The sequence below is a fragment of the Rhodobacter capsulatus genome (assembly GCF_052363185.1).
GTDB lineage: Bacteria > Pseudomonadota > Alphaproteobacteria > Rhodobacterales > Rhodobacteraceae > Rhodobacter > Rhodobacter capsulatus_E.
Genome location: NZ_CP198955.1, coordinates 2,887,014 through 2,907,866, shown reverse-complemented (window position 1 = coordinate 2,907,866; position 20,853 = coordinate 2,887,014). Strand labels below are relative to the sequence as shown.

Below are 20,853 nucleotides of genomic sequence, written 5' to 3'. Positions count from 1 at the left end.
GTAAGGCCGGACCCGACGCCGCCCGACACCGCGCACAGGCCTGCGGATGCCGGAGCGGCACCGGATCGGGACAGGCGAAGGCGGGTCAATGCGGGCATCGGGTCCTCAATTCATGTCAAGAATACGCTCGAAGGCGGCCTTGCTGTCGGCGCCAAAGGCGTAAAGTTCGGTGGACCAGCCGGTGGCCGGGTCTTCCATCGCCAGGCGGCCGTTGTCGTAACGCACGATCCGCACCGGCGGGTTGTCGGTGATCCGCGCCACCGCGCGCGACCGGCGCACGGCGGCCGCCATCACATCGACGAAACCGCCTTCGGGCAGATCCAGCAGCAGATTGCCCTCGGGGTCGGAGACGGTGACATGCCGCGCGTCGATATCCTTGAGCACGACCAGTTTTTCGGCCACGACATTGCCCGGCGGCGGCACGCCCTCGCGCGGGCGGCCGGTCAGCACGGCATAGCTGGTCAGCGCCAGCGACAGAAGCGCGATGCCGATCATCGCCCGCAAGAGCGGTTTCGGGATCAGTTCGGCCTCGGGCTTGCGCGGGGCTTTCGCATCGGGGCGCTGCGGGGCGGGGGTCAGGGGAAGCTGTGCCATTCCTGCCCCCTCATTCCGCCACGGCCAGACCGGCACCGGCTTTCGGCGCGGCGACGACCTGCGGTTCGTTCAGCTTCGCCTGCGCCGCCTCGGAGAGGATGCGGGCGACCTTTTCGGCCTCGGGGATGCAGCGGAAGGCGGCCTGCGGCACGCGGAAGTGCCAGGGCCGCGCATGCGGCCAAAGGACGCCATAGGACAGGCGCATGTCCGAGCGGTTCTGCAGCGCGATCGTGCCGAAGCCCTTGCGGCCCAGCTTGGCCAGCGACATCGATTCGATCACGGTGAAGGGAATGGTGAAAGTCACCTGCAGCGCGGCGCCGATGCGCAGGATCGCGCGGGCCGAGGTGATGGTGTAGATCGCGGCGCGGGCCTGCGCCCAGGCGAGCAGAAGCATCAGCCCGTAGACGACAGCGGCCATCAGAAGGAACAGCACGGCGGTGGGCAGCGCCACCCGGGCGCCGTCTTCGTGCCAGATCAGCACGGTCCGCCAGGCGGCGACAAACAGCATGATCCCGGTGATCCAGCGGATCTTGAACGCGTCGCGCGCCAGCATCCACATGTCGGGCTTGCCTTGCCAGAGAATCTCTTCGCCCTCCGGCAGGGGGGCGGGGATCCCCGGCTGGGGTTCGAAGTCGAAGTCATGGTCTGACATGCAGACCTCCGTATTCCAGTAGTGCGGTCAGACGGGACGGCGCGGGCGCGCGCCGTCCCCGTAGGCTCGCATCAGAGCGCGTAGGGTTTGACACCCTTGGCGTACATGTAGCCCCCGGCGACATAGGCCGAGATCTTTTCTTCTTCGAGCTTGGTGACCACATCCGGCGACTTGATGTCGGGGATGGTGTCGAACAGGTCCGAGGTGATCGCGTTGACGCGCACACGGTCCGACCAGATCTTCAGCATGGTCATCGGCAGAAGTTTCTTCTTGCCCGAGTTCAGTTCGACCTCGAGGTAACGGACCAGCTGTTCGGGGATGTCCACCCACATGTCGACGATCTTGCCGACCACTTCGGTATCCCCCGCCTGCACCGGCATCCCGCGCGGATCGCGCCCGGCCGAAACCTTCATCTCGGTCTTGCGCATCGGCTGGATCTTGTTGTGGCCATGCGCGTCCACCTCGGGCTCGTCGCGCCGCGGCACCCACGAAGCCGGGCCCACGCCGTCAAGCATCGGGTTGCCGGTCGGACGGAACGGATAGCCTTCGTTGACCGAGGTGCGCTCAAGCGCGAGGTCGGTGCGACGGTGGGCTTCTTCGTTCTCGACCGAGGGAACGACAACCTTGCGGCCATCGGCCAGCTCGAAGGTCTTCGGCGACGGCACCGGGAACGGGCCCTGGTTGACCGAAGGCAGGCCATCGTCGTTTTCGAGCGGATAGCCTTCGCGCATGTTCTCGGTTTGCAGATAGTAGATCAGATAGGCGAGAAACGCCCAGAACGACCAGATTGCAAGACTGGCCAGATCGAAGTCTCCGAAGAAATTGACACCGACCATGTTGGTCCTCCTTTGTCAGGTTGGAAATTCGGCAAGGCCGATCCGAGCCTCGCCGGTTTCCGGCTTCTTGGGGAAAAGGCTGCCGGGGCGAACAAGTGGTCCGAGCACGGCAAGGGTGATGAAGAGCAGTCCGATTTCGGTGACATAGACCACCGTGTAGCCGAGCGCCGGGCTATCGAGTGACCCCAGATAACCCGCCGCGGCGGCGTGGGCAACGAGGTCACGCGTCGCACCCCCGATGAACACCGCAAGCCCCGCCGCCGTGGCCTGCGCCGCACCCCAGGCGCCGAGCGCGATGCCGGCAGCACCCCGCACGACCACCATCATCGCCACGGTCAGCGTGGCAATTCCGAACATGCCGCTGCCAAGGCCGATGGCCATGGCCGCCGCGAAGAACAGCACCTTGCTGGCGAAAAGCGCCGAGAACAGCACCGTCGTAAAGGCGACGATGCCGACCAGAAGCCCGCGCGCAGCGACACGATGCGCCACGGCCCCTTGCGACAGGCGCCGTGCCGACCAGATGAAACCCACCAGCGCGCCAAAGGCCCAGCCTGCGGTGAGCCAGGTCGTCTGCCCCACCTTCAGGCCAAGCACCTGCCCGCCATAAGGTTCGAGAAGCACGTCCTGCATCGAAAAGGCAAGGGTGCCCACCATCACCGTGGCCAGAAGCCGCAGGGCGCCGGGCTCGGCCGCCAGGAGTTTCCAGGCCTCGCGGAAGCTTTGACGGGGGGCTTCCCGTTGGGCCTTGGTCATCGGCCGCATCACTTCCTGTTTCCACAGCGCAATGACGTTCAGCACCAGCGTCATCGCCCCGCAGCCCTGCACGACGCGGATCAGCGTGATCTGATCGAAGTCGCGCAGCAGCCAGCCGACGATCACGGCGGAAATGCCCATGCCGATCAGGAACATGACGTAAAGGAGCGCCACCACCTGCGGCCGCGTCGCCTCGGTGGCGCGGTCGGCCGCAAGCGCCAGACCCGCGGTCTGGGTCATGTGCATGCCAAGGCCCGCCATCAGGAAAGCGACGGCCGCAAAGGCCTCGCCCGCCCAGTCGGGGCCCATCACCTGATCGCCCGAAAGCAGGATCAGCGAGAACGGCATCAGCGCCAGCCCGCCCATCTGCCACAGCGAGCCGAACCACAGATAGGGCACCCGCTTCCAGCCAAGGGCGGAACGGTAGGTGTCGGAGCGGTGGCCAAGGATGGCGCGGAAGGGCGCCACCAGCACCGGAATCGAGATCATCGCCGCCACGACAAGCGCGGGCACGCTCAGTTCCAGGATCATCACCCGGTTGAGCGTGCCCAAAAGCAGCACCTGCGCCATGCCGACGGAAATCTGGAACAGCGACAGCCGCAGCAATTGCCGCAGGGGCAGTTCCTCGGACGCCGCATCCGCGAAGGGCAGCCAGGTCATTGCCAGTGACCCGATCATGCGGCGAGAGAGTATCATGGCCGATACTCCAGGCATTCCGAGATGTAGAAGCCGCGCGCGACGCGGTCGATCTTGATCAGGCTGTCGCCCGCATGGCGTTGCAACTTGTCGAGCGCATGCGGGATCATCACCGGCGAGCGGTTCGAGCGCGGGAAAAGCTTGCCCAGCCACCAGAACGCCATCAGGAAGGCCGTTTTCGGCGCGACGGTGAAGACGATGGCGCTATGCGTGCGCTTGCCCAGTTCGGTCAGCACCCGGCCGATGTCCGGCGCGCGATAATAGATCAGGCTGTCCATCGCCACGACATAGTCGAACTGGCCCAGCGCCGGGTCCGCCATGTCGCCGACATGGAAGCTCACCTTGCCGCGCAATTCGGGCGGCAGGCGGTCCTTGGCGATGTCGATCAGCTGCGGCGAGATATCCACCGCCACCACATCGGCACCGCGTCTGGCCAGTTCCACCGTCGTCAGCCCGGTGCCGCAGCCCGCATCCATGACGCGGCAGCCGGTCAGATCGTCGGGAAGGCGCGACAGCATGACGGCGCGCATCGTGTCGCGGCCTTCGCGGACGGTCTGGCGGACCTTGCTTACCTTCTCGTCCGCGGTGGTCAGCCGCGCCCAGGCACGGGTCGCGGTGCGGTCGAAATAGTGTTCGACCCGGTCGCGGATGTCTGCATAGTCGGAGGACATGTCAGTCGAATCCCAGAAGTTCGAAGATATGGCGATCAGTCAGCGGCTCGGGCGTCAGGCCCGGCTCGCCGGTCGAGCGCCAGAGCGTCTCGGCCAGACGGATGTATTCGGCGCGCGCCATCACCACATCCTCGGCATCGTCCATTTCGAACAGGGTGCGCTTCTTCAGCCGCGAGCGGCGGATGCTGTCCAGATCGGGCATATGGGCGATGCGCTTGAAGTTCGCCGCCTCGCAGTAGCGGTCGACCTCGTTCGTCTCGCGCGAGCGGTTGGCGACGCAGCCCGCCAGACGGACCTTGTAGTTCACCGCCTTCGCCTGCACGGCGGCGATGATGCGGTTCATCGCATAGATGCTGTCGAAATCGTTCGCGGTCACGATCAGCGCCCGGTCGGCATGCTGCAGGGGGGCCGCAAAGCCGCCGCAGACCACGTCGCCCAGAACGTCGAAGACGACGACATCGGTATCTTCCAGCAGGTGATGCTGCTTGAGCAGTTTCACCGTCTGGCCCACCACATAGCCGCCGCAGCCCGTCCCCGCGGGCGGGCCCCCGGCTTCGACGCACATCACGCCGTTGAAACCCTCGGTGACGTAATCCTCGGGGCGCAGTTCTTCCGGGTGGAAGTTCACCTGCTTGAGGATGTCGATCACGGTTTCCTGCAGCCGACCCGTCAGGGTGAAGGTGCTGTCATGCTTCGGATCGCAGCCGATCTGCAGCACGCGCTTGCCCAGAAGCGAGAACGCGGCCGAGAGGTTCGAAGAGGTGGTCGATTTGCCGATCCCCCCCTTGCCATAGACCGAAAACACGCGCGCGCCGCCGACATCGAGGCCGATGTCTTCGCTGTCGTGCACCTGCACCGAGCCCTCGCCGTCGCCGTCGAAGCTCTTCAGGTCGGGAATATCGTCGCGCGGGCTCATGCGGCCCTCCTTTTCGTAGTCGTCCATCTCATTCCGCCGCAACGCCTTCCATCCGGTCCTCCAACTCGTCCGCGGCTGCTTGCAGCGCGGCCAGAGTTGCAGCATCCGGCTGCCAGTAATTGCGGTCCGAAGCTTCCAGAAGCCGTTGCGCCATCCGGCTTGACGCGGCCGAGTTCAGGCTGGCCAGCCGCTCGCGCATCTCGTCGTCAAGGACAAAGGTTTCCGAAAGCCGTTGATAGACCCACGGCTCAACCTGCCCTGTCGTGGCCGACCAGCCAAGGGTGTTCGTGACCTGCGCTTCGATCTGCCGCACGCCTTCGGCGCCGTGTTTCAGCAACCCTTCGTAGAATTTCGGGTTGAGCGATCGCGCCCGGGTCTCCAGCGCGATCTGGTCTTGCAGCGTGCGCACCGTGCCCGCGCCGCGGGTCTGGTCGCCGATATAGACCGGCGTTTCCTTGCCGCCCTGCGCCCGTTTCGTCGCCCGCGCGATGCCGCCCAGCGTGTCGAAATAGTGATCGACGGTGGTCACGCCGAGTTCCACGGATTCAAGGTTCTGATAGGCCAGATCGACCTTGCTCAGCACGTTTTGCAGCAGGTTCACCTGTTTGGTGGACTTGCCGTCGCGCCCGTAAGCAAAGGACTTGCGGGCTTCATAGGCATCGGCGAGTTCATCCTCGTCGCCAAACCCGGCAGAGCCGACCAGCGTGTTGACGTTCGACCCATAGGCCCCTTCGGCATTCGAGAAGACCCGCAGCGAGGCCGTCTCGAAGTCCATCCCGGTTTCCTGCATGCAGGTCAGCGTGTTGGCGCGGATGAAGTTCTGCGCGAGCGGCTCGTTTTCCGCCGACGCGCACAGATAGGCGGCCTCGGCCAGAAGCTTCGTCTGCAAGGGCAGCAGGTCGCGGAAGATGCCCGAAAGCGTCATCACCACGTCGATCCGCGGACGGCCCAGCTCGGCCAGCGGGATCAGCTCCGCCCCGGCCAGACGGCCGTAATTGTCGAACCGCGGCCGCGCGCCCATCAGCGCCAGCGCCTGACCGATCGGACCGCCGTCCGACTTGATGTTGTCCGAGCCCCACAGCACCAGCGCGATCGAGCGCGGCAGGGTGGGGTGGGTGGCCAAGAGCCGCGCCGCCTGCGCCGCGCCGTCGCGGATCGCGAAAGCGGTCGGCATGCGGAACGGGTCGAAGGCGTGGATGTTGCGCCCGGTCGGCAGGATCTCGGGCGAGCGCACCAGATCGCCGCCCGGCACCGGCGGCACATAGCGGCCATCCAGCGCGTGCAAAAGCCCGGCGATTTCATGCTCTTCCTGCAGAAGCTTGTCCGCCCGCGCACGGTCGGCATTCTCCGGCATCAGGGCGAGCATCTCGGCGCGGGCCTCGGCCGTCATCGGACGGCCGACGACATGCAGCCCCTCGGTGATCAGCGCGCCTTCGGTTTCCAGCAGCTTTTCCCAAAGCGTGGAAAGGTCGCTGGCGTCCATGTTCACGCCCTTGGCCTGTTCGCGCACAAGCGCCTCAAGATCTTCAGCCTCGGGCGAGTCGGGCGGCAGCGCCCGCAGACGGCCCAAGCTTTCCTTGATCTCGGCAAGCCCCTTGTAAAGGCCCGATTGCGCCAGCGGCGGGGTCAGGTGGCTGACGATCACCGCATTCGAGCGGCGCTTGGCAAGCGTCGCTTCCGACGGGTTGTTGGCGGCGTAAAGATAGACGTTCGGCAGGTTGCCGATCAGCCGATCCGGCCAGCAGCTTTCGCACATGCCCGCCTGTTTGCCGGGCATGAATTCCAGCGCCCCGTGCATGCCGAAGTGAAGCAGCGTGTCGGCGGCGAAATCCTCGCGCAGCCAGCGGTAGAAGGCCGCAAAGGCATGGGTCGGTGCGAAGCCCTTTTCGAACAGCAGCCGCATCGGGTCGCCTTCATAGCCGAAGACCGGCTGCAGGCCGACGAAGACATTGCCGAACTGACGGCCCAGAACGAAGACGTCCCGCCCGTCGGTCTGGTGCTTGCCGGGGGTGGAGCCCCAGGCGGCTTCGATGTCTTTCAGCCATTTCGTGCGGGCGACGAATTCCGCCGCGGGAATGCGGGCCGCGATCTGCGCGGGCTGGCCATGCGTCGTGTTCGGACCGCAGAGCACCGCGTCGCGCAGCTCCTGCACGCTTTCGGGCAGCTCGCCCATCTGGTAGCCCGAAGCCTTCATCGCGTGCATCACGTTGAACAGGCTTTCGAAAACCGAGAGATAAGCGGCAGTCCCGGCGGCGCCCGCATTCGGCGGGAAGCCGTAAAGCACGATGCCGACCTTGCGTTCGGCGACCTTGGAGCGGCGCAGCTTCGCCATGCGGACAACCTTGTCCACCAGCGTCTCGATCCGCTCGGGGCAGGGCGCCATCGCGTGGCTTTCGGCTTCCGGGTCGGGTTTGCAGCCGCGCGCACAGGTCAGGCAGCCCGCCGGATCATGGCGGCCCGCGAACACCGTCGGGTTCGTCGCGCCGTCGATTTCGGGCAGCGCAATGAGCATGGTGGTTTCCACCGGACCAAGCCCGCCCCCCGACGCCCGCCATTGGCCAAGCGTCTGGAATTCCAGCGGTTGCGCGGTGATATAGGGCACGTCGAGCGCCTTCAGCGCCTCGACCGCGGCATCGCTGTCATTATACGCGGGACCGCCCACCAGCGAGAAGCCGGAGAGCGACAGCAGCGTATCGACCTTGCCTTGCAGGAATTCCTCGATCGCCGGGCGGCCATCAAGACCACCGGCGAAGGCGGGCAGAACGGCGACGCCATGCGCCTGCAATTCGCGGATCACCGCATCATAATGCGCGGTGTCATTGGCCAGGATGTAGCTGCGCAGCATCAGGATGCCGATCGTGGCGACCGGATTGGCGGGCTGCGGCAGTTTCTTCGGATCGGTGGTGATCCGGCCCGGCATGTCGGGGTGATAAAGACCGACCTCGGGGTAATCGATCGGCGCGGCCGCCTTGATCCCGCGCCAGTCGCGGTTGTCGGCGTAGCGGCCGACCAGATAGCGGACCATCGATTCGATGTTGTCTTCGGAGCCGCCCAGCCAATATTGCATGCACAGGAACCAGGCGCGCAGATCCTGCGCCTTGCCCGGGATGAATTTCAGCATCTTCGGGATCGTGCGCAGCATCGACATCTGCTTTTCGGCAGATCCCGCGCCCGGCTCGTTCTTGCCGCGCAGCTTCTTCAGAAGCGCCATCGGCCCCGAAGCGGGCTTGGTCATGTCCAGATCGCCCATCTTCGTCAGACGGACCACCTGCGGATCGGCGACCATGCCGACAAAGGCATCCAGAGTGTCGCGCACCGCCTGCATCTCGGGCACGATCATCTGCAGATGCTCGTCGATGAACAGAAGGTTCGCGACAACGATATTGGCGTTCAGCACCGCCGCTTTCGCAGCGGCGAGCTTGGCGGGGTTTTCCGACCATTCGGCAGCGGCGTGAACGGAAATATGGATGTCGGGGAAGTCGTGTTGCAGCCGCGGCAGGGCGCGGGCAGCCGGACCGGCGGCATGTTGGTCCAGCGTGACGATCACGACGTTATAGCCGCCCGGACGGTGCGGCGGCAGCGGCAGGGTTCCGCTCATCGACTCATCGTGCATAATGGGCCTTGGCCTCATAGAGGGTTTCGACGGTGATGTCGCACACGCCTTTGTGCGCGGCATAAAGTTCGGTGTTGCGCTTGGCCTTGCCCCGGACAAAGAACGGGATCTTGCGCAATTCGCGCTCGGCCTCGGGCATCCAGCGGATTTCACCGCTGGCGGGGGCATCGACTACCGGCGAGGGCGCTGCCGGGGTGTCGGAGGTCGCCGCTGGGGCCGCTTCGGCCGGGGCAACAGGGGATTCTTCACGCGCGACCGCCTTGCCGCCATGATGGCTGGCCCCGGCCGCGTCGTGGAATTCGAAATCTTCGCGGAACATCGTCAGCAGATGTTCCTCAAGGCCCATCACCAGCGGGTGGACCCAGGTGTCAAACAGGACGTTCGCGCCCTCAAAGCCCATCTGCGGGGCATAGCGGGCGGGGAAGTCCTGCACATGGACGGGCGCCGAGATCACCGCGCAGGGCAGGCCCAGCTTCTTGGCGATGTTGCGTTCCATCTGCGTGCCAAGGATCAGTTCCGGCGCCGCCGCCTCGATCGCCTTTTCCACTTCCAGATAATCGTCGGTGACCAGCGCCTCGAGCCCGTATTCGGCGGCAGCGGTGCGCAGGGGCCGCGCCATCTCGCGGTTGTAGCAGCCCATGCCGACGACTTCAAAGCCGACTTCCTTCGCGGCGATCCGCGCGGCGGCGATGACATGGGTGCCGTCGCCGAAGATGAAGACGCGCTTGCCGGTGAGGTAAGTGGAGTCGACGGAAGCGCTCCACCATGGCTGGCGCAGCGTCGATTCGTCGGTCACGACGGGCAGGCCGGTGATCTTGCTCACTTCCGCCAAGAAATCACGGGTGGCACCAACGCCGATCGGCACGATCTTGGTGAAGGGCTGCTTGCAGGCGCGTTCCAGATGGCGGGCCGCCGATTCCCCGGTTTCGGGATACATCAGCACGTTGAAATGCGCCTGACCGAGCTTGCGCAGGTCATCGGGGCTGGCGCCGAGGGGCGCGCAGACATTGACCTTGATCCCCATCGTGGCGAGCAGTTTCGTCACCTCGGCCACGTCGTCGCGATGGCGGAAGCCAAGGGCGGTGGCGCCCAGAAGGTTGCAGGTCACCTCGGGCGTGCGCTCCATCGGCACGGCCAAAGCCCGCACCAGCGCGCGGAAGGTCTCGTCCGCGCCGTAATTTTCCTTGCGCGAATAGCTCGGCAGTTCCAGCGGCACGACCGGAATGGGCAGGTTCAGCGCACGGGAAATCCCGTTCGGATCGTCTTGCAGCAGTTCCGCCGTGCAGGTCAGCGCCACCGCCATCGCCTGCGGCTTGTAGCGCGCATGGGCCGCCGCCAGCGCATCCTTCAGCAGGATCGCCGTGTCGGTCCCCATATGCGAGGCCTCGAAGGTGGAAAAGCTCACCGGCGGACGGGCATTGCGGCGCTCGATCATCGTGAACAGAAGATCGGCGTAAGTGTCGCCCTGAGGCCCGTGCAGCACCAGCTGCAGGTCCTTCATTGCCGTGGCAACACGCATCGCGCCGACATGCGGCGGGCCCTCATAGGTCCAGAGCGTCAGCTTCATGCCGCGCCTCCGTTCAGCAATGCACGACGGCGCAACGGGCGCGAGAACAGCCCGGCCAGATCCCCCGCCTGCTCGTAGAAATGCACCGGCGTGAACACCAGTTCGATTGCCCACTTCGTCGCATGACCCTTGGCCTCAAGCGGGTTCGCCAGACCCAGACCGCAGACGGTCAGGTCGGGGTTGATCGCTTCGTGCCGGTCCAGCTGGGCCTCCAGATCCTGCCCCTCGGTCAGGGACGTGTTCGAGGGCAGAAGCGCCAGATCGGGCGCCATGATCGCCTTGTGCAGGAAAGGGGTGGCGATCTCGGTCGTCTTCATGCCGCATTCGCGCGCAAGGAACCGCGCCAGCGGAATTTCCAGCTGGCTGTCGGGGAACATGAAGAGCGACTTGCCGGAAAGCGTGTCGAGATGCGCGGCAATCGCCTTTTTCGCCCGGGCCCGCGGCGCGGCGGTGACGGCTTCGAACTTTTCGGCCGAGACGCCATAGGCATCGGCCACGGCCTTCAGCCACAGCGTCGTGCCCTCTTCGCCAAAGGGGAAGGGGGCGGCGATCCGCTTTGCGCCGCGCCGTTCCAGCGCGCCGGTGGTTTCGCCCAGGAAAGGCTGAGCGAGGATGAAGCGGGTGTTCGGGCCGACGGCGGGTTCAATGTCCGAGCGCCGCGCGGGCAGCATCCGCACCGGGCCGACGCCCAGCTGGGTCAGAAGCGACAGGCACTGATCCTCGACCACATCGGGCAGGGCGCCGACGACGATCAGCTCGGCTGCGTCGGTCGCGTCCAGCGTCGGCACCATCGCGGCCAGGCAGGTGTCCTCGCCTTGGGTGAAGGTCGTGTCGAGCCCCGAGCCGGTGTAGCTGTAAACCCGCACATGCGGCGCGTGAAGGCCGCTCAGCCGTTCGGCGGCGCGGTCCAGATCCAGTTTCAGCACTTCGGAGGGGCAGGAGCCGACCAGGAACAGCTGCCGGATATCGGGGCGGCGTTCCAGAAGCTTCGCCACCTCGCGGTCAAGTTCCTTGTGCGCATCGGCCAGGCCCGCCAGATCCTGCTCTTCCAGAACGGCGGTGCCAAAGCGCGGCTCGGCAAAGATCATCACGCCCGCGGCGGCCTGCAACAGATGCGCGCAGGTGCGCGACCCCACGACCAGAAAGAAAGCATCCTGCATCTTGCGGTGCAGCCAGACGATCGAGGTCAGGCCGCAGAAGACGGCTTTCTGGCCACGCTCACGCCGCACCGGAGAATCGGTGCAGCCGAAAGTCGGCGAATCGAGGCTCATGGCGTCCCCCGTTCCATCACCAGGGAGCCGGCGGCGTCAGAGGCCGCCTGCAGCCGCGCCTGACGCAGTTTCCACAGGAACTGTCCGGCGTTGATGACATAGGTTGCATAGGCAGCCAGCGCGATGAACATCTGCGTGGTATCGGGCTGGCCGGTGAAAAGCGCCCAGAGATAGGCCGTGTGCAGGGCGATCACCCCAAAGGAGAACACGTCCTCCCAGAAGAAGGCGGGGGCGAAAAGATACTGCCCGAACACGACTTTTTCCCAGATCGCTCCGGTCACCATGATCGTGTAAAGCAAAAGCGTCTTGATCAGGATAGAGATCGTCGCAGCCTCGTAACCCTCTCCGGTCAAAAGGAATCTGACCACGAGCACGAGCGAGATGCCGAAGACCAGGAACTGCAGCGGCGCCAGGATGGCCTGCACCAGCGTCCAGGGAGTCGCGTCCCTGCGGGCGCGTTCTTCTTCGGTGTAGAGTGCTTTTCGCGACGGGTTTTCGGGGGATTTCGGCATAGTGGCAGCCAGCCTTTCTTCGTGAGCGCACTCTGCCGTAAAACTGGGCTGGTCACGCGAAAGTGTCAATGAAAACTTACACTCAGGGGCGGGACGAAACGCCGCTGCCCCGGGGCATCGGGTCGTCTTGAAGCCGGGGCATCCCCCCGGCTACACCCCTGCCACGACTCGTCCGGGCAGAAACCGGGCGGGGCGGGACGCGCCCTTTTCCAGCCTGGCCCGTGCCTTGCGGCCCGGCGCGGCTGTCATCGTCGCACCCCCTCAATTCGGGTGGACGGGAGAGGCGTGTTGATGTGCAATGGATGTGGGTTTATTGACCCATGTCATGTTCCGCGCGCCCGGGATGGGGAACGATCCTGGACGACGTTGGGTTTCGGGGACTCGAATGCGGGATATAAGTGTCGAACTCGAGCATGGCGCGACGGGATGCCTTGATGGTTTCGTCGGGCTGGCTCTGGAAGCGATCGGGCGACTTGTCGCGCGGCGCACGAATGGAGTGGCTGACCTGCAGACCGTGCTTGTGAACAGGATGGTCGAACTGGCAACGGGACCGGAGCTTGGCGCGATGGACCTGCTGTTCGATGAATTCCGTGCCGCACATGTCCCGGTCGAAGAGATGGCCATGCACTATGTTCCCGAGGCGGCCCGTCAGGTCGGCGCCGCCTGGGATGCGGATCGGCTTGGCTTTGCCCAGGTCACCATCGCGATTTCGCGCCTGCAGGAGCTGGTGCATGCGCTGCAATCCCGGGTCACCGCCGACTCGGTTGGTTGCGCTAACGGCGCGACGGTGCTTCTGGTTGTGCCCCCGGGCGAGCAGCACACGCTGGGCGCGCTGGTCGTGGCGACGGAGCTTCGCCGCAGGGGCGTTTCGGTGCGGATGCTTTTCGCCCCGGGATTGAGTGATTTGTCGCGTTTGATGGCGACAACCCGCTTTGATGCTGCTTTGATCACCGTGGGCAGCATGGACAGGGTTGAAATCTGCGCCAAACTCGTCAAAACCCTCTCCAGCCTGACGAAGGGGCGGATGCGGGTTGCGATTGGCGGGGCCATCGTGGCGCAACGCGCGGAAGCACTCGCAAGAACCGGGGCGGATCTGGTGACGAACGATCTTTCGCTCGTCATTTCCGAATTTTCTCTGGTATGACTGAAAACGGTTGTGGGTCGAGGATGACGAAGGAAGGCTGACGAAGAGACACGGGTTGTGGAAAGGTTACGGCCGTGACATCGGATGGAAGCTTCTTGATGCGACGGGAGGCCCTGCAAAAGGTCTCTCCTGACCTGTTGGCTGACATCGTGACGTCGGCCTGCGATATTGCCCTGGTGGTCTCGCCCGGGCGTGTCGTCGAATCCGTGATGGTCAATCCGCAGCTTGGCAGCGCCGAGCGTTTCGCCCCCTGGCAGGGCGCCCGTCTTGGCAGCCTGTTCAGCCCCGAAAGCGCGCAGAAGCTGGAGAACCGTCTGGCCGACGGACCCGAGCCGGGGCGGGTGCTGCATGTCGAGCTGACGCATTGCTGCGACGCCTTCACCCTGCCGATCCGCTACACCATCACCCGCTCGGGCGAGGATGGCACGCTGTTGATGATCGGGCGCGACATGCAGCCCATGGCCGAAGTGCAGCAGCAACTGGTCAAGGCGCAGCTGGCGCTGGAACGCGACTACGAGATCCAGCGCGAGATCGAGACCCGCTATCGCGTCCTCCTTGAGGCGCATCCGGCGCCGCTTCTGATCGTGTCGATGTCGACCGGGCGGATTGCCGATCTGAACGCCGCCGCGGCCGGGATCATTGGCGCCACCCGGGCGGAGCTGATCGACGCGCCGGTGGGGCAGGAGCTGGACGGCCGGCGGCGCGGCGAGTTTCTGGAAAATCTGGCCAAGCTCGCCGGGTCGGACCCCTTGGGCGGGATCGAGCTGACGATCCGGCGCTCGCGCCGGAAGGTGACGGTGACGGCGACGCTGTTCCGCGCCGCGGGCGACCGGCTGTTGCTGTGCCGTCTGGGCGAGGCCGAGGCGCAGCGCCCCCGGGTGGATGACACCGCGGAACTGACCGAGCGGCTGTTCCTCAAGGGCATCGACGCGATGGTGTTTCTGGACGCCGATGGCACGATCCGGGCGGCGAACGAGGCCTTTCTCTATCTGACCGATGCCGGTTCGGCGACGCTGGTGCAGGGGCGGTCCTTTGCCGAATTCCTGTCGCGCGGCGCCATCGACCTGAATGTGCTTCTGGATAACGTCAAGCGCATCGGCCACCTGCGCCATTATGTGACGCGGCTCAATACCGATTTCTCGGGGCAGGTGTCGGTGGAATTGTCGGCGACGCTGTTTCATGACCGCGCGACGCCGACGATCGCGCTGGTGATCCGCGACAGCAACCTGGCCGATGCGACGCGGCTGATGCCCGGCATGGCCTCGAACGAGGGGCTGCGCAACGTGATGCAGATGGTGGGCTATGCCACGCTGCGCGACATCGTCTCGGAAACCACCGAGATCATCGAGAAGATGTGCATCGAAACGGCGCTGGAGCTGACCGGCAACAACCGGGTGGCCGCGGCCGAGCTTCTGTCGCTGTCGCGCCAGTCGCTTTACGTCAAGCTGCGCAAGTTCGGCCTGCTGTCGAAAGACGCGGAATAACGCCAGACGGGCCCAGGTCGCGGCGTGGGTCGCGGCCGAAATTCCCCATGCCTGATTCACCTTTGGAAAGTCCGGCCGGGCAGGGCGGGCGAAAGCCGCCTTTCCGCCGCCGATGTTCCCCCTTTTCCCCTGTCCTTGCACGGCTGCGCCACCCCGTCGCAGGCCCCCCGGGGGCGGGGAAGGGGCTCAAGCAGAATCAAGGAATATCAAAAGCTTGCGAGCGCGCTTTGGGCGCCGCGACAGGGGTGCGGCAATTTTCTGCATTTGACCTGTGCGATTTAATATGGTTGGGATACATGTCAACTGAGGTTTACACCTACGCCCTGGAGGGTCAGCCATGCGCATCCTTTTCGTCCACCCCAATTACCACTCCGGCGGGGCCGAGATCGCGGGGAACTGGCCCCCGGCTTGGGTCGCCTATCTTGCCGGTCACCTGAAGAAAGCGGGTTTCGACGACGTCCACTTCATCGATGCGATGACGCTCAATGTCTCGCATGACGAGCTGCGCAAGAAGTTCGTGGAACTTCAGCCCGACCTGATCGGTGTGACTTCGATCACGCCGTCGATCTACGAGGCGGAAGAGACGCTGAAGATCGCGCAGGAAGTGGTGCCGAATGCGGTGCGCGTTCTGGGCGGCGTGCATGCCACCTTCATGTTCCGTCAGGTGCTGTCGGAAGCGCCCTGGGTCGATGCGATCGTGCGCGGCGAAGGCGAAGAGATCATGGTCGAACTCGCGCGCTGCGTCGAGGAGGGCCGCTGGCCGGAAGACCGCGCCTCGATCAAGGGTCTGGCCTTCCATGACGGGACCGAGATCGTGGCCACGCAGGCCGCGCCGACCGTCAAGGACATCGACAGCCTGAAGCCCGACTGGTCGCTGATCGACTGGAAACACTATATCTATATTCCGCTCGGCGTGCGCGTCGCGATCCCGAACATGGCGCGGGGCTGCCCCTTCACCTGCTCGTTCTGCTCGCAGTGGAAATTCTGGCGCGACTACCGCGTCCGCTCGCCGAAGGCCGTGGTCGACGAGATCGAAGATCTGGTGAACAACTACGACGTGGGCTTCTTCATCCTGGCCGACGAAGAACCGACGATCAACAAGAAGAAATTCGTCGAATTCTGCCAGGAGATGATCGACCGCGGTCTGAACCACAAGGTCAAATGGGGCATCAACACCCGCGTGACCGACATCTACCGCGACCGCGACCTGCTGAAATTCTACCGCGAAGCGGGCCTTGTGCACATCTCGCTCGGCACCGAAGCCGCGGCGCAGCTGAAGCTGGACCTCTTCAACAAGGAAACCACCGTCGCCGAGAACAAGGAGGCGATCCGCCTTCTGCGCGAAGCCGACATCTTCACCGAAGCGCAGTTCATCGTCGGTCTGGACAACGAGACCAAGGAAACGCTGGAAGAAACCTTCCAGATGGCTTGGGACTGGCAGCCGGACCTGGCGAACTGGTCGATGTATACGCCCTGGCCCTTCACGCCGCTCTTCCAGGAGCTGCGCGATCAGGTCGAGGTCTTCGACTTCTCGAAATACAACTTCGTGACCCCGATCATGAAGCCGAAGGAACTGACCCGCGGCGAGCTGCTGGACGGCGTGATGAAGAACTACCGGCGCTTCTACATGCGCAAGGCGCTCTTCCATTATCCGTGGCGTGGCACCGGCTTCCGTCGCCGTTACCTGCTTGGCTGCCTCAAGGCCTTCCTCAAGGCCGGGGTGGGGCGGACCTTCTATGACCTTGGAAAGGCTGGCTATTGGGGCCCGCAAACCAAGGATACGGTCGATTTCCACTTCGACACGACCCGCAAGATCGCCGAGGCGCAGGTGGCCGACTGGGAAGCCGCGGCCGACCGGTCGCGCAAGCACAAGGAACGGCAGGAAGCGCTGCGCGCCCAGATGAAGGACCGCGCCAGCGAACGCAACACCGCGAACTTCGTGATGCCCGCGGATGCCGAGGACGAATTCGACCTCTCGGCCGAGACGCACGAAGCGCGCAGCGCCGAACATGCGGCGATGGCCTGCGGGGGCGGCAAGGACCAGATGGTCGACGCCGCGGAATAAGAAGGAGTGACGGCCATGAGCGGTGCCGCGCCTGCGCCGCAAGATGACGAGCCCCGGATCGGGCCGAATGCCATCTTGCAAACGATCGGCGTGCTCGACCGCCACCTTGGCCGTGCCGAGCGTGACCGGGTGATGCGGCTGGCGGGCGTGCCCGTCCCGCCGCCTGACTCGGGCATGCTGCCGGAAAGCCAGTGCCGCGCCGTGCATCAGGCGCTGCGCGTCGATCAGGGCGAAGCCGCCGAGGGCCTGTTGTGGCTCTCGGGGCTGGCCACCGGCGACTATATCCTGGCGAACCGGATCCCCGGCTTTGCCAAGGCGATCATCCGCGTGCTGCCCGGGTTTCTGGGCGCACGCCTTCTGGCGGCGGCGATCACCAAACACGCCTGGACCTTCGTGGGGTCGGGGCGGTTTCGGGTCGAAAGCTTCCGCCCGCTGACCTTCCGCATCGACGACAACCCGCTGCGCGCCGACGCCGCCGAACGCCCCTCGTGCTTCTGGCATGCGGCGGTGTTCGAGCGGCTTTTCGGCACGCTTGTCTGGCCCGAGGTGACGGTGGAGGAAATCTCCTGCGCCTCGGTCAGCGGGGGCCCGTGCCTTTTTGTCCTGCATCCGAAGGGCAAGAAAACGGCTATGCCCAGCTCTGTCCATTCCGGCTGAGGCCCCTTCGGGCCCTTGCCCCGCAACTTCCGGTGACCTGACCCCATGAGCGCCCAAGACCTTTCGCCCAGCCGCCGCAGCATCCCCGAACCGCGGGCGATGCTGGAACTGATCAAGCCGGTGACCTGGTTCCCGCCGATGTGGGCCTATCTGTGCGGTGCGGTGTCGTCGAACGTGCCGATCTGGGACAACAAGGGCGTCGTCGTGCTGGGCATCGTTCTGGCCGGTCCGATCGTCTGCGGCATGAGCCAGGCGGCGAATGACTGGTGCGACCGCCATGTCGACGCGATCAACGAACCGCACCGGCCGATCCCCTCGGGGCGCATTCCGGGGATGTGGGGGCTTTATATCGCCATTGCGATGTCGCTTCTGTCGCTGGTTGTCGGCTGGCAGCTGGGCACATGGGGCTTTGTCGCGACGCTTCTGGGCGTTGCTGCCGCCTGGGCCTATTCGGTCGAACCGATCCGGCTGAAACGCTCGGGCTGGTGGGGGCCGGGTCTGGTGGGTCTGGCCTATGAAGGCCTGCCTTGGATCACCGGCGCCGCCGTGCTGCTGGCCACCGCCGACAGCGCGCCGGGCTTTCCCATCGTGATGATGGCGACGCTTTACGCGCTTGGCGCGCATGGCATCATGACGATCAATGATTTCAAGGCGATCGAGGGCGACCGCAAGCTGGGCATCAAGTCGCTGCCCGCCGTCTACGGTCCCGAGGTCGCGGCCAAGATCGCCTGCACGGTGATGGGTCTGGCGCAGGCGCTCGTCATCACCATGCTCTATCTCTTCTCGAAACCCTACCATGCCACCGCCGTTCTGGTCCTGCTCTTCGGGCAGTTCTGGGCGATGTCGGTCTGGATGCGCGACCCCGAGGGCAAGGCGCCCTGGTATAACGGCACCGGCGTGGTGATGTATGTCTCGGGGATGATGATCACCGCCTTCGCGATCCGGGGCTTCACGGTATGACGCTGGGCTGGCTCCAGATTTTCCGGCTGGGGCTGGTGCAGCTGTGCATCGGCGCGGTGGTGGTGCTGACCACCTCGACGCTGAACCGGCTTATGGTGGTGGAACTGGCGCTGCCCGCGGTGCTGCCGGGCGCGCTGGTGGCGCTGCATTACGGGCTGCAGATCGCCCGGCCCGCCTGGGGGCTGCGCTCCGACACCAAGGGCAACCGCACCTTTTTCGTCATCCTGGGCATGGCGGTTTTGGCGCTTGGCGCCTTTCTGGCCGCCGTGGCCGTGGTGCTCTTCCCGCTCGCCTGGGGGCAGGCGCTGCTCTTGTCGATCTTCGCCTATGTGCTGATCGGTTTCGGTGTCGGCGCCTCGGGCACGTCGCTTCTGGCTCTGCTCGCCTCGGCGACCGAGCCGCGCCGCCGCGCCGCCGCCGCCACGATCACCTGGCTTTTGATGATCTTCGGCATTGCCGTCACCGCGGGCACGGTCGGCCATTTCCTCGACCCCTATTCGCCCGCGCGGCTCTTGTGGATTGTCGGCATCGTCACCCTTGGCGCGGTGGTGGTGACGACGCTCGCCGTCTGGGGGATTGAACGGCGGCTCGACCATCCGGTCCCCGCCGACACGCCGCCGCGGCTGCTGGAAGGCTTGCGCGAGATCTGGGCCGAACCGCAGGCCCGCGCCTTCACCTTTTTCCTGTTCCTGTCGATGACCGCCTATTTCCTGCAGGAGCTGATCCTGGAACCCTATGCTGGGCTGGTTTTCGGCTTCACCGCCGGGGAAACGACGAAGCTCTCGGGGATGCAGAACGGCGGCGTGTTCTTTGGCATGCTGACGGTGGGCATCGCGCTTTCGGGTCTGAAGATCGGCTCCTTGCGCGGCTGGGTGGTGACCGGCTGCCTTGGCTCCTCGGCCGCGCTTGCCGCAATCGTCGTGCTCGGCCATCTGCCGGGTGCGGCGTTGATCCCGGCGGTGATCGGGCTTGGCTTCTTCAACGGCATTTTCGCCGTCGCCGCGATCGGCGCGATGATGGCGCTGGCGGGCGAGGGGCGGTCTTCGCGCGAGGGCACGCGGATGGGCCTTTGGGGCGCGGCGCAGGCGATCGCGGCGGGCTTTGGCGGTCTGCTGGGCGCGGGCGCGGCCGATCTGATGCGGCTGGTTCTGCCCGATGCCACGGCATTCGGGCTGGTTTTCGGGGCGCAGGCGCTCCTTTTCATCGTCGCGGCCATGATGGCGACCGGAGTGGTCGCCGCACGGGGCGCGGCACGGGTTCCCACGGTCATGGCGGGTGAATGAGATGCAATATGATGCTTTCGTTGTCGGGGGCGGTCCTGCGGGATCGACGGCGGCATGGGATATGGCCCGCGCGGGTCTCAAGGTGGCTCTGCTCGACCGCGCAGGGCGCATCAAGCCCTGCGGCGGCGCGATCCCGCCGCGGCTGATCCGCGATTTCGACATTCCCGATCATCTGCTGGTGGCCAAGATCACCTCGGCGCGGATGATCTCGCCCACGGGCCGCTTCGTCGATATCCCGATCGAGAACGGCTTCGTCGGCATGGTCGACCGCGAGGACTATGACGAATGGCTGCGCGAACGCGCGGGCAAGGCCGGGGCCGAGCGGCTCACCGGCACCTGGCTGCGCATTGAACGCGACAGCGGCAAGACCGTCGTCGTCTGGCGCGACAAGGTCACGGGCGAGGAAATGAAGGCCGAGACCCGGGTGGTGATCGGCGCTGACGGGGCGAATTCGCAGGTGCGCAACGAAGTCCCCGCGACGAAGATCCCGCTCGTCTTCGCCTATCACGAGATCATCAAGGCGCCGACCACGGTGGCGAATTACGACCCGACGCGCTGCGACGTCTATTATGACGGCCGGATCAGCCCCGATTTCTACGGCTGGGTCTTCCCGCATGGCAAGACTGCGTCCATCGGCATGGGGACGGAACTGCCCGACGTCAGCCTGAAGGACTGCACCGCGCTGCTGCGGCAGATGTCCGGCCTCGACAAGGAAGAGACGATCCGCAAGGAAGGGGCGCCGATCCCGCTGCAGCCGCTCGATGTCTGGGACAACGGCAAGGATGTGGTGCTTTCGGGCGATGCCGCGGGCGTCGTGGCGCCCTCCTCGGGCGAGGGGATCTATTACGCCCATGCCGGTGGCCGCTACGCCGCCGAGGCCGCGATGGCCTTCCTGAAATCGGGCAAGCCCGCCGATCTGAAGCTGGCGCGGGCGGGCTTCATGAAAGAGCACGGCACGGTCTTCAAGGTGCTGCGGATGATGCAGGACAAGTATTATCACAGCGACGACCGCCGCGAGCGCTTCGTGTCGCTCTGCCATGACGTCGATGTGCAGCGCATGACGTTCGAGAGCTACATGAACAAGAAGATGACCAAGTTCCAGCCGATGAAGAACCTGAAGATCGGCTTCAAGAATCTGGCGCATCTGTCGGGCCTCGTGCCGCCGCAGTGGACCTGACC

The 20,853-nt window shown here is 65.3% G+C and carries 17 protein-coding genes; 7 read left to right on the top strand and 10 right to left on the bottom strand.

Annotated elements, in window-relative coordinates:
- Nucleotides 1–105: 105 nt before the first annotated feature.
- The 10 genes from puhC to bchF form a co-directional block, all read right to left on the bottom strand.
- Nucleotides 106–594 carry a photosynthetic complex assembly protein PuhC gene (gene puhC / locus ACTTAG_RS14285; protein ID WP_444462897.1) on the bottom strand — a complete coding sequence of 163 codons (489 nt, stop codon included), beginning with the start codon at nucleotides 592–594 and terminating at the stop codon, nucleotides 106–108.
- Between the two features lie 10 nt (nucleotides 595–604).
- Nucleotides 605–1,246 (bottom strand): photosynthetic complex putative assembly protein PuhB, encoded by a 642-nt coding sequence (puhB, locus tag ACTTAG_RS14280; protein ID WP_444462896.1) that lies wholly within the window; start codon nucleotides 1,244–1,246, stop codon nucleotides 605–607.
- A 71-nt stretch (nucleotides 1,247–1,317) separates the two neighbouring features.
- Nucleotides 1,318–2,082 (bottom strand): photosynthetic reaction center subunit H, encoded by a 765-nt coding sequence (gene puhA, locus ACTTAG_RS14275; RefSeq protein WP_444462895.1) that lies wholly within the window; start codon nucleotides 2,080–2,082, stop codon nucleotides 1,318–1,320.
- A gap of 15 nt (nucleotides 2,083–2,097) precedes the next feature.
- Complete coding sequence (locus tag ACTTAG_RS14270) at nucleotides 2,098–3,531, bottom strand: PucC family protein (RefSeq protein ID WP_444462894.1); 1,434 nt, start codon at nucleotides 3,529–3,531, stop codon at nucleotides 2,098–2,100.
- Entirely contained in the window at nucleotides 3,528–4,202 is a 675-nt protein-coding gene (gene bchM, locus ACTTAG_RS14265; RefSeq protein ID WP_444462893.1) for a magnesium protoporphyrin IX methyltransferase, read from the bottom strand. Before bchM ends, ACTTAG_RS14270 begins: the two co-directional genes overlap by 4 nt.
- 1 nt (nucleotide 4,203) lies before the next feature.
- A complete protein-coding gene (gene bchL, locus ACTTAG_RS14260) occupies nucleotides 4,204–5,118 on the bottom strand; it encodes a ferredoxin:protochlorophyllide reductase (ATP-dependent) iron-sulfur ATP-binding protein (protein ID WP_444462892.1) in 915 nt (304 codons plus the stop codon).
- A gap of 28 nt (nucleotides 5,119–5,146) precedes the next feature.
- Nucleotides 5,147–8,716: a magnesium chelatase subunit H gene (locus ACTTAG_RS14255; protein WP_444462891.1), complete on the bottom strand. Its 3,570-nt coding sequence runs from the start codon at nucleotides 8,714–8,716 to the stop codon at nucleotides 5,147–5,149.
- A 4-nt stretch (nucleotides 8,717–8,720) separates the two neighbouring features.
- The gene (gene bchB, locus ACTTAG_RS14250; protein WP_444462890.1) at nucleotides 8,721–10,298 is read right to left on the bottom strand and encodes a ferredoxin:protochlorophyllide reductase (ATP-dependent) subunit B; all 1,578 of its coding nucleotides are present in this window, start codon (nucleotides 10,296–10,298) and stop codon (nucleotides 8,721–8,723) included.
- Nucleotides 10,295–11,569, bottom strand: coding sequence for a ferredoxin:protochlorophyllide reductase (ATP-dependent) subunit N (locus ACTTAG_RS14245; RefSeq protein ID WP_444462889.1), 1,275 nt, complete (start codon nucleotides 11,567–11,569; stop codon nucleotides 10,295–10,297). Before ACTTAG_RS14245 ends, bchB begins: the two co-directional genes overlap by 4 nt.
- A complete protein-coding gene (gene bchF / locus ACTTAG_RS14240; RefSeq protein WP_444465256.1) occupies nucleotides 11,566–12,081 on the bottom strand; it encodes a 2-vinyl bacteriochlorophyllide hydratase in 516 nt (171 codons plus the stop codon). The genes ACTTAG_RS14245 and bchF overlap by 4 nt, the downstream gene beginning before the upstream one ends.
- A 313-nt stretch (nucleotides 12,082–12,394) precedes the next feature.
- On the opposite strand from bchF, the gene ACTTAG_RS14235 reads away from it, so the two are divergent.
- The 7 genes from ACTTAG_RS14235 to ACTTAG_RS14205 all read left to right on the top strand — a co-directional run bounded on the left by ACTTAG_RS14235 (nucleotide 12,395) and on the right by ACTTAG_RS14205 (nucleotide 20,851).
- Entirely contained in the window at nucleotides 12,395–13,225 is an 831-nt protein-coding gene (locus ACTTAG_RS14235) for a cobalamin B12-binding domain-containing protein (RefSeq protein ID WP_444462888.1), read from the top strand.
- 98 nt (nucleotides 13,226–13,323) lie between these two features.
- Nucleotides 13,324–14,709, top strand: a complete 1,386-nt coding sequence (gene ppsR / locus ACTTAG_RS14230; RefSeq protein WP_444462887.1) for a transcriptional regulator PpsR — start codon at nucleotides 13,324–13,326, stop codon at nucleotides 14,707–14,709.
- A gap of 337 nt (nucleotides 14,710–15,046) precedes the next feature.
- Nucleotides 15,047–16,774 carry a magnesium-protoporphyrin IX monomethyl ester anaerobic oxidative cyclase gene (gene bchE, locus ACTTAG_RS14225; protein WP_444462886.1) on the top strand — a complete coding sequence of 576 codons (1,728 nt, stop codon included), beginning with the start codon at nucleotides 15,047–15,049 and terminating at the stop codon, nucleotides 16,772–16,774.
- Nucleotides 16,775–16,789: 15 nt separating this feature from the next.
- On the top strand, nucleotides 16,790–17,431 hold the full coding sequence (bchJ, locus tag ACTTAG_RS14220) for a bacteriochlorophyll 4-vinyl reductase (RefSeq protein ID WP_013066414.1): 642 nt from the start codon (nucleotides 16,790–16,792) through the stop codon (nucleotides 17,429–17,431).
- A gap of 45 nt (nucleotides 17,432–17,476) precedes the next feature.
- Entirely contained in the window at nucleotides 17,477–18,391 is a 915-nt protein-coding gene (gene chlG, locus ACTTAG_RS14215) for a chlorophyll synthase ChlG (protein ID WP_444462885.1), read from the top strand.
- The gene (locus tag ACTTAG_RS14210) at nucleotides 18,388–19,674 is read left to right on the top strand and encodes a BCD family MFS transporter (protein WP_444462884.1); all 1,287 of its coding nucleotides are present in this window, start codon (nucleotides 18,388–18,390) and stop codon (nucleotides 19,672–19,674) included. The genes chlG and ACTTAG_RS14210 overlap by 4 nt, the downstream gene beginning before the upstream one ends.
- A 1-nt stretch (nucleotide 19,675) precedes the next feature.
- Nucleotides 19,676–20,851, top strand: a complete 1,176-nt coding sequence (locus ACTTAG_RS14205) for a geranylgeranyl diphosphate reductase (RefSeq protein WP_444462883.1) — start codon at nucleotides 19,676–19,678, stop codon at nucleotides 20,849–20,851.
- Nucleotides 20,852–20,853 lie beyond the last annotated feature (2 nt).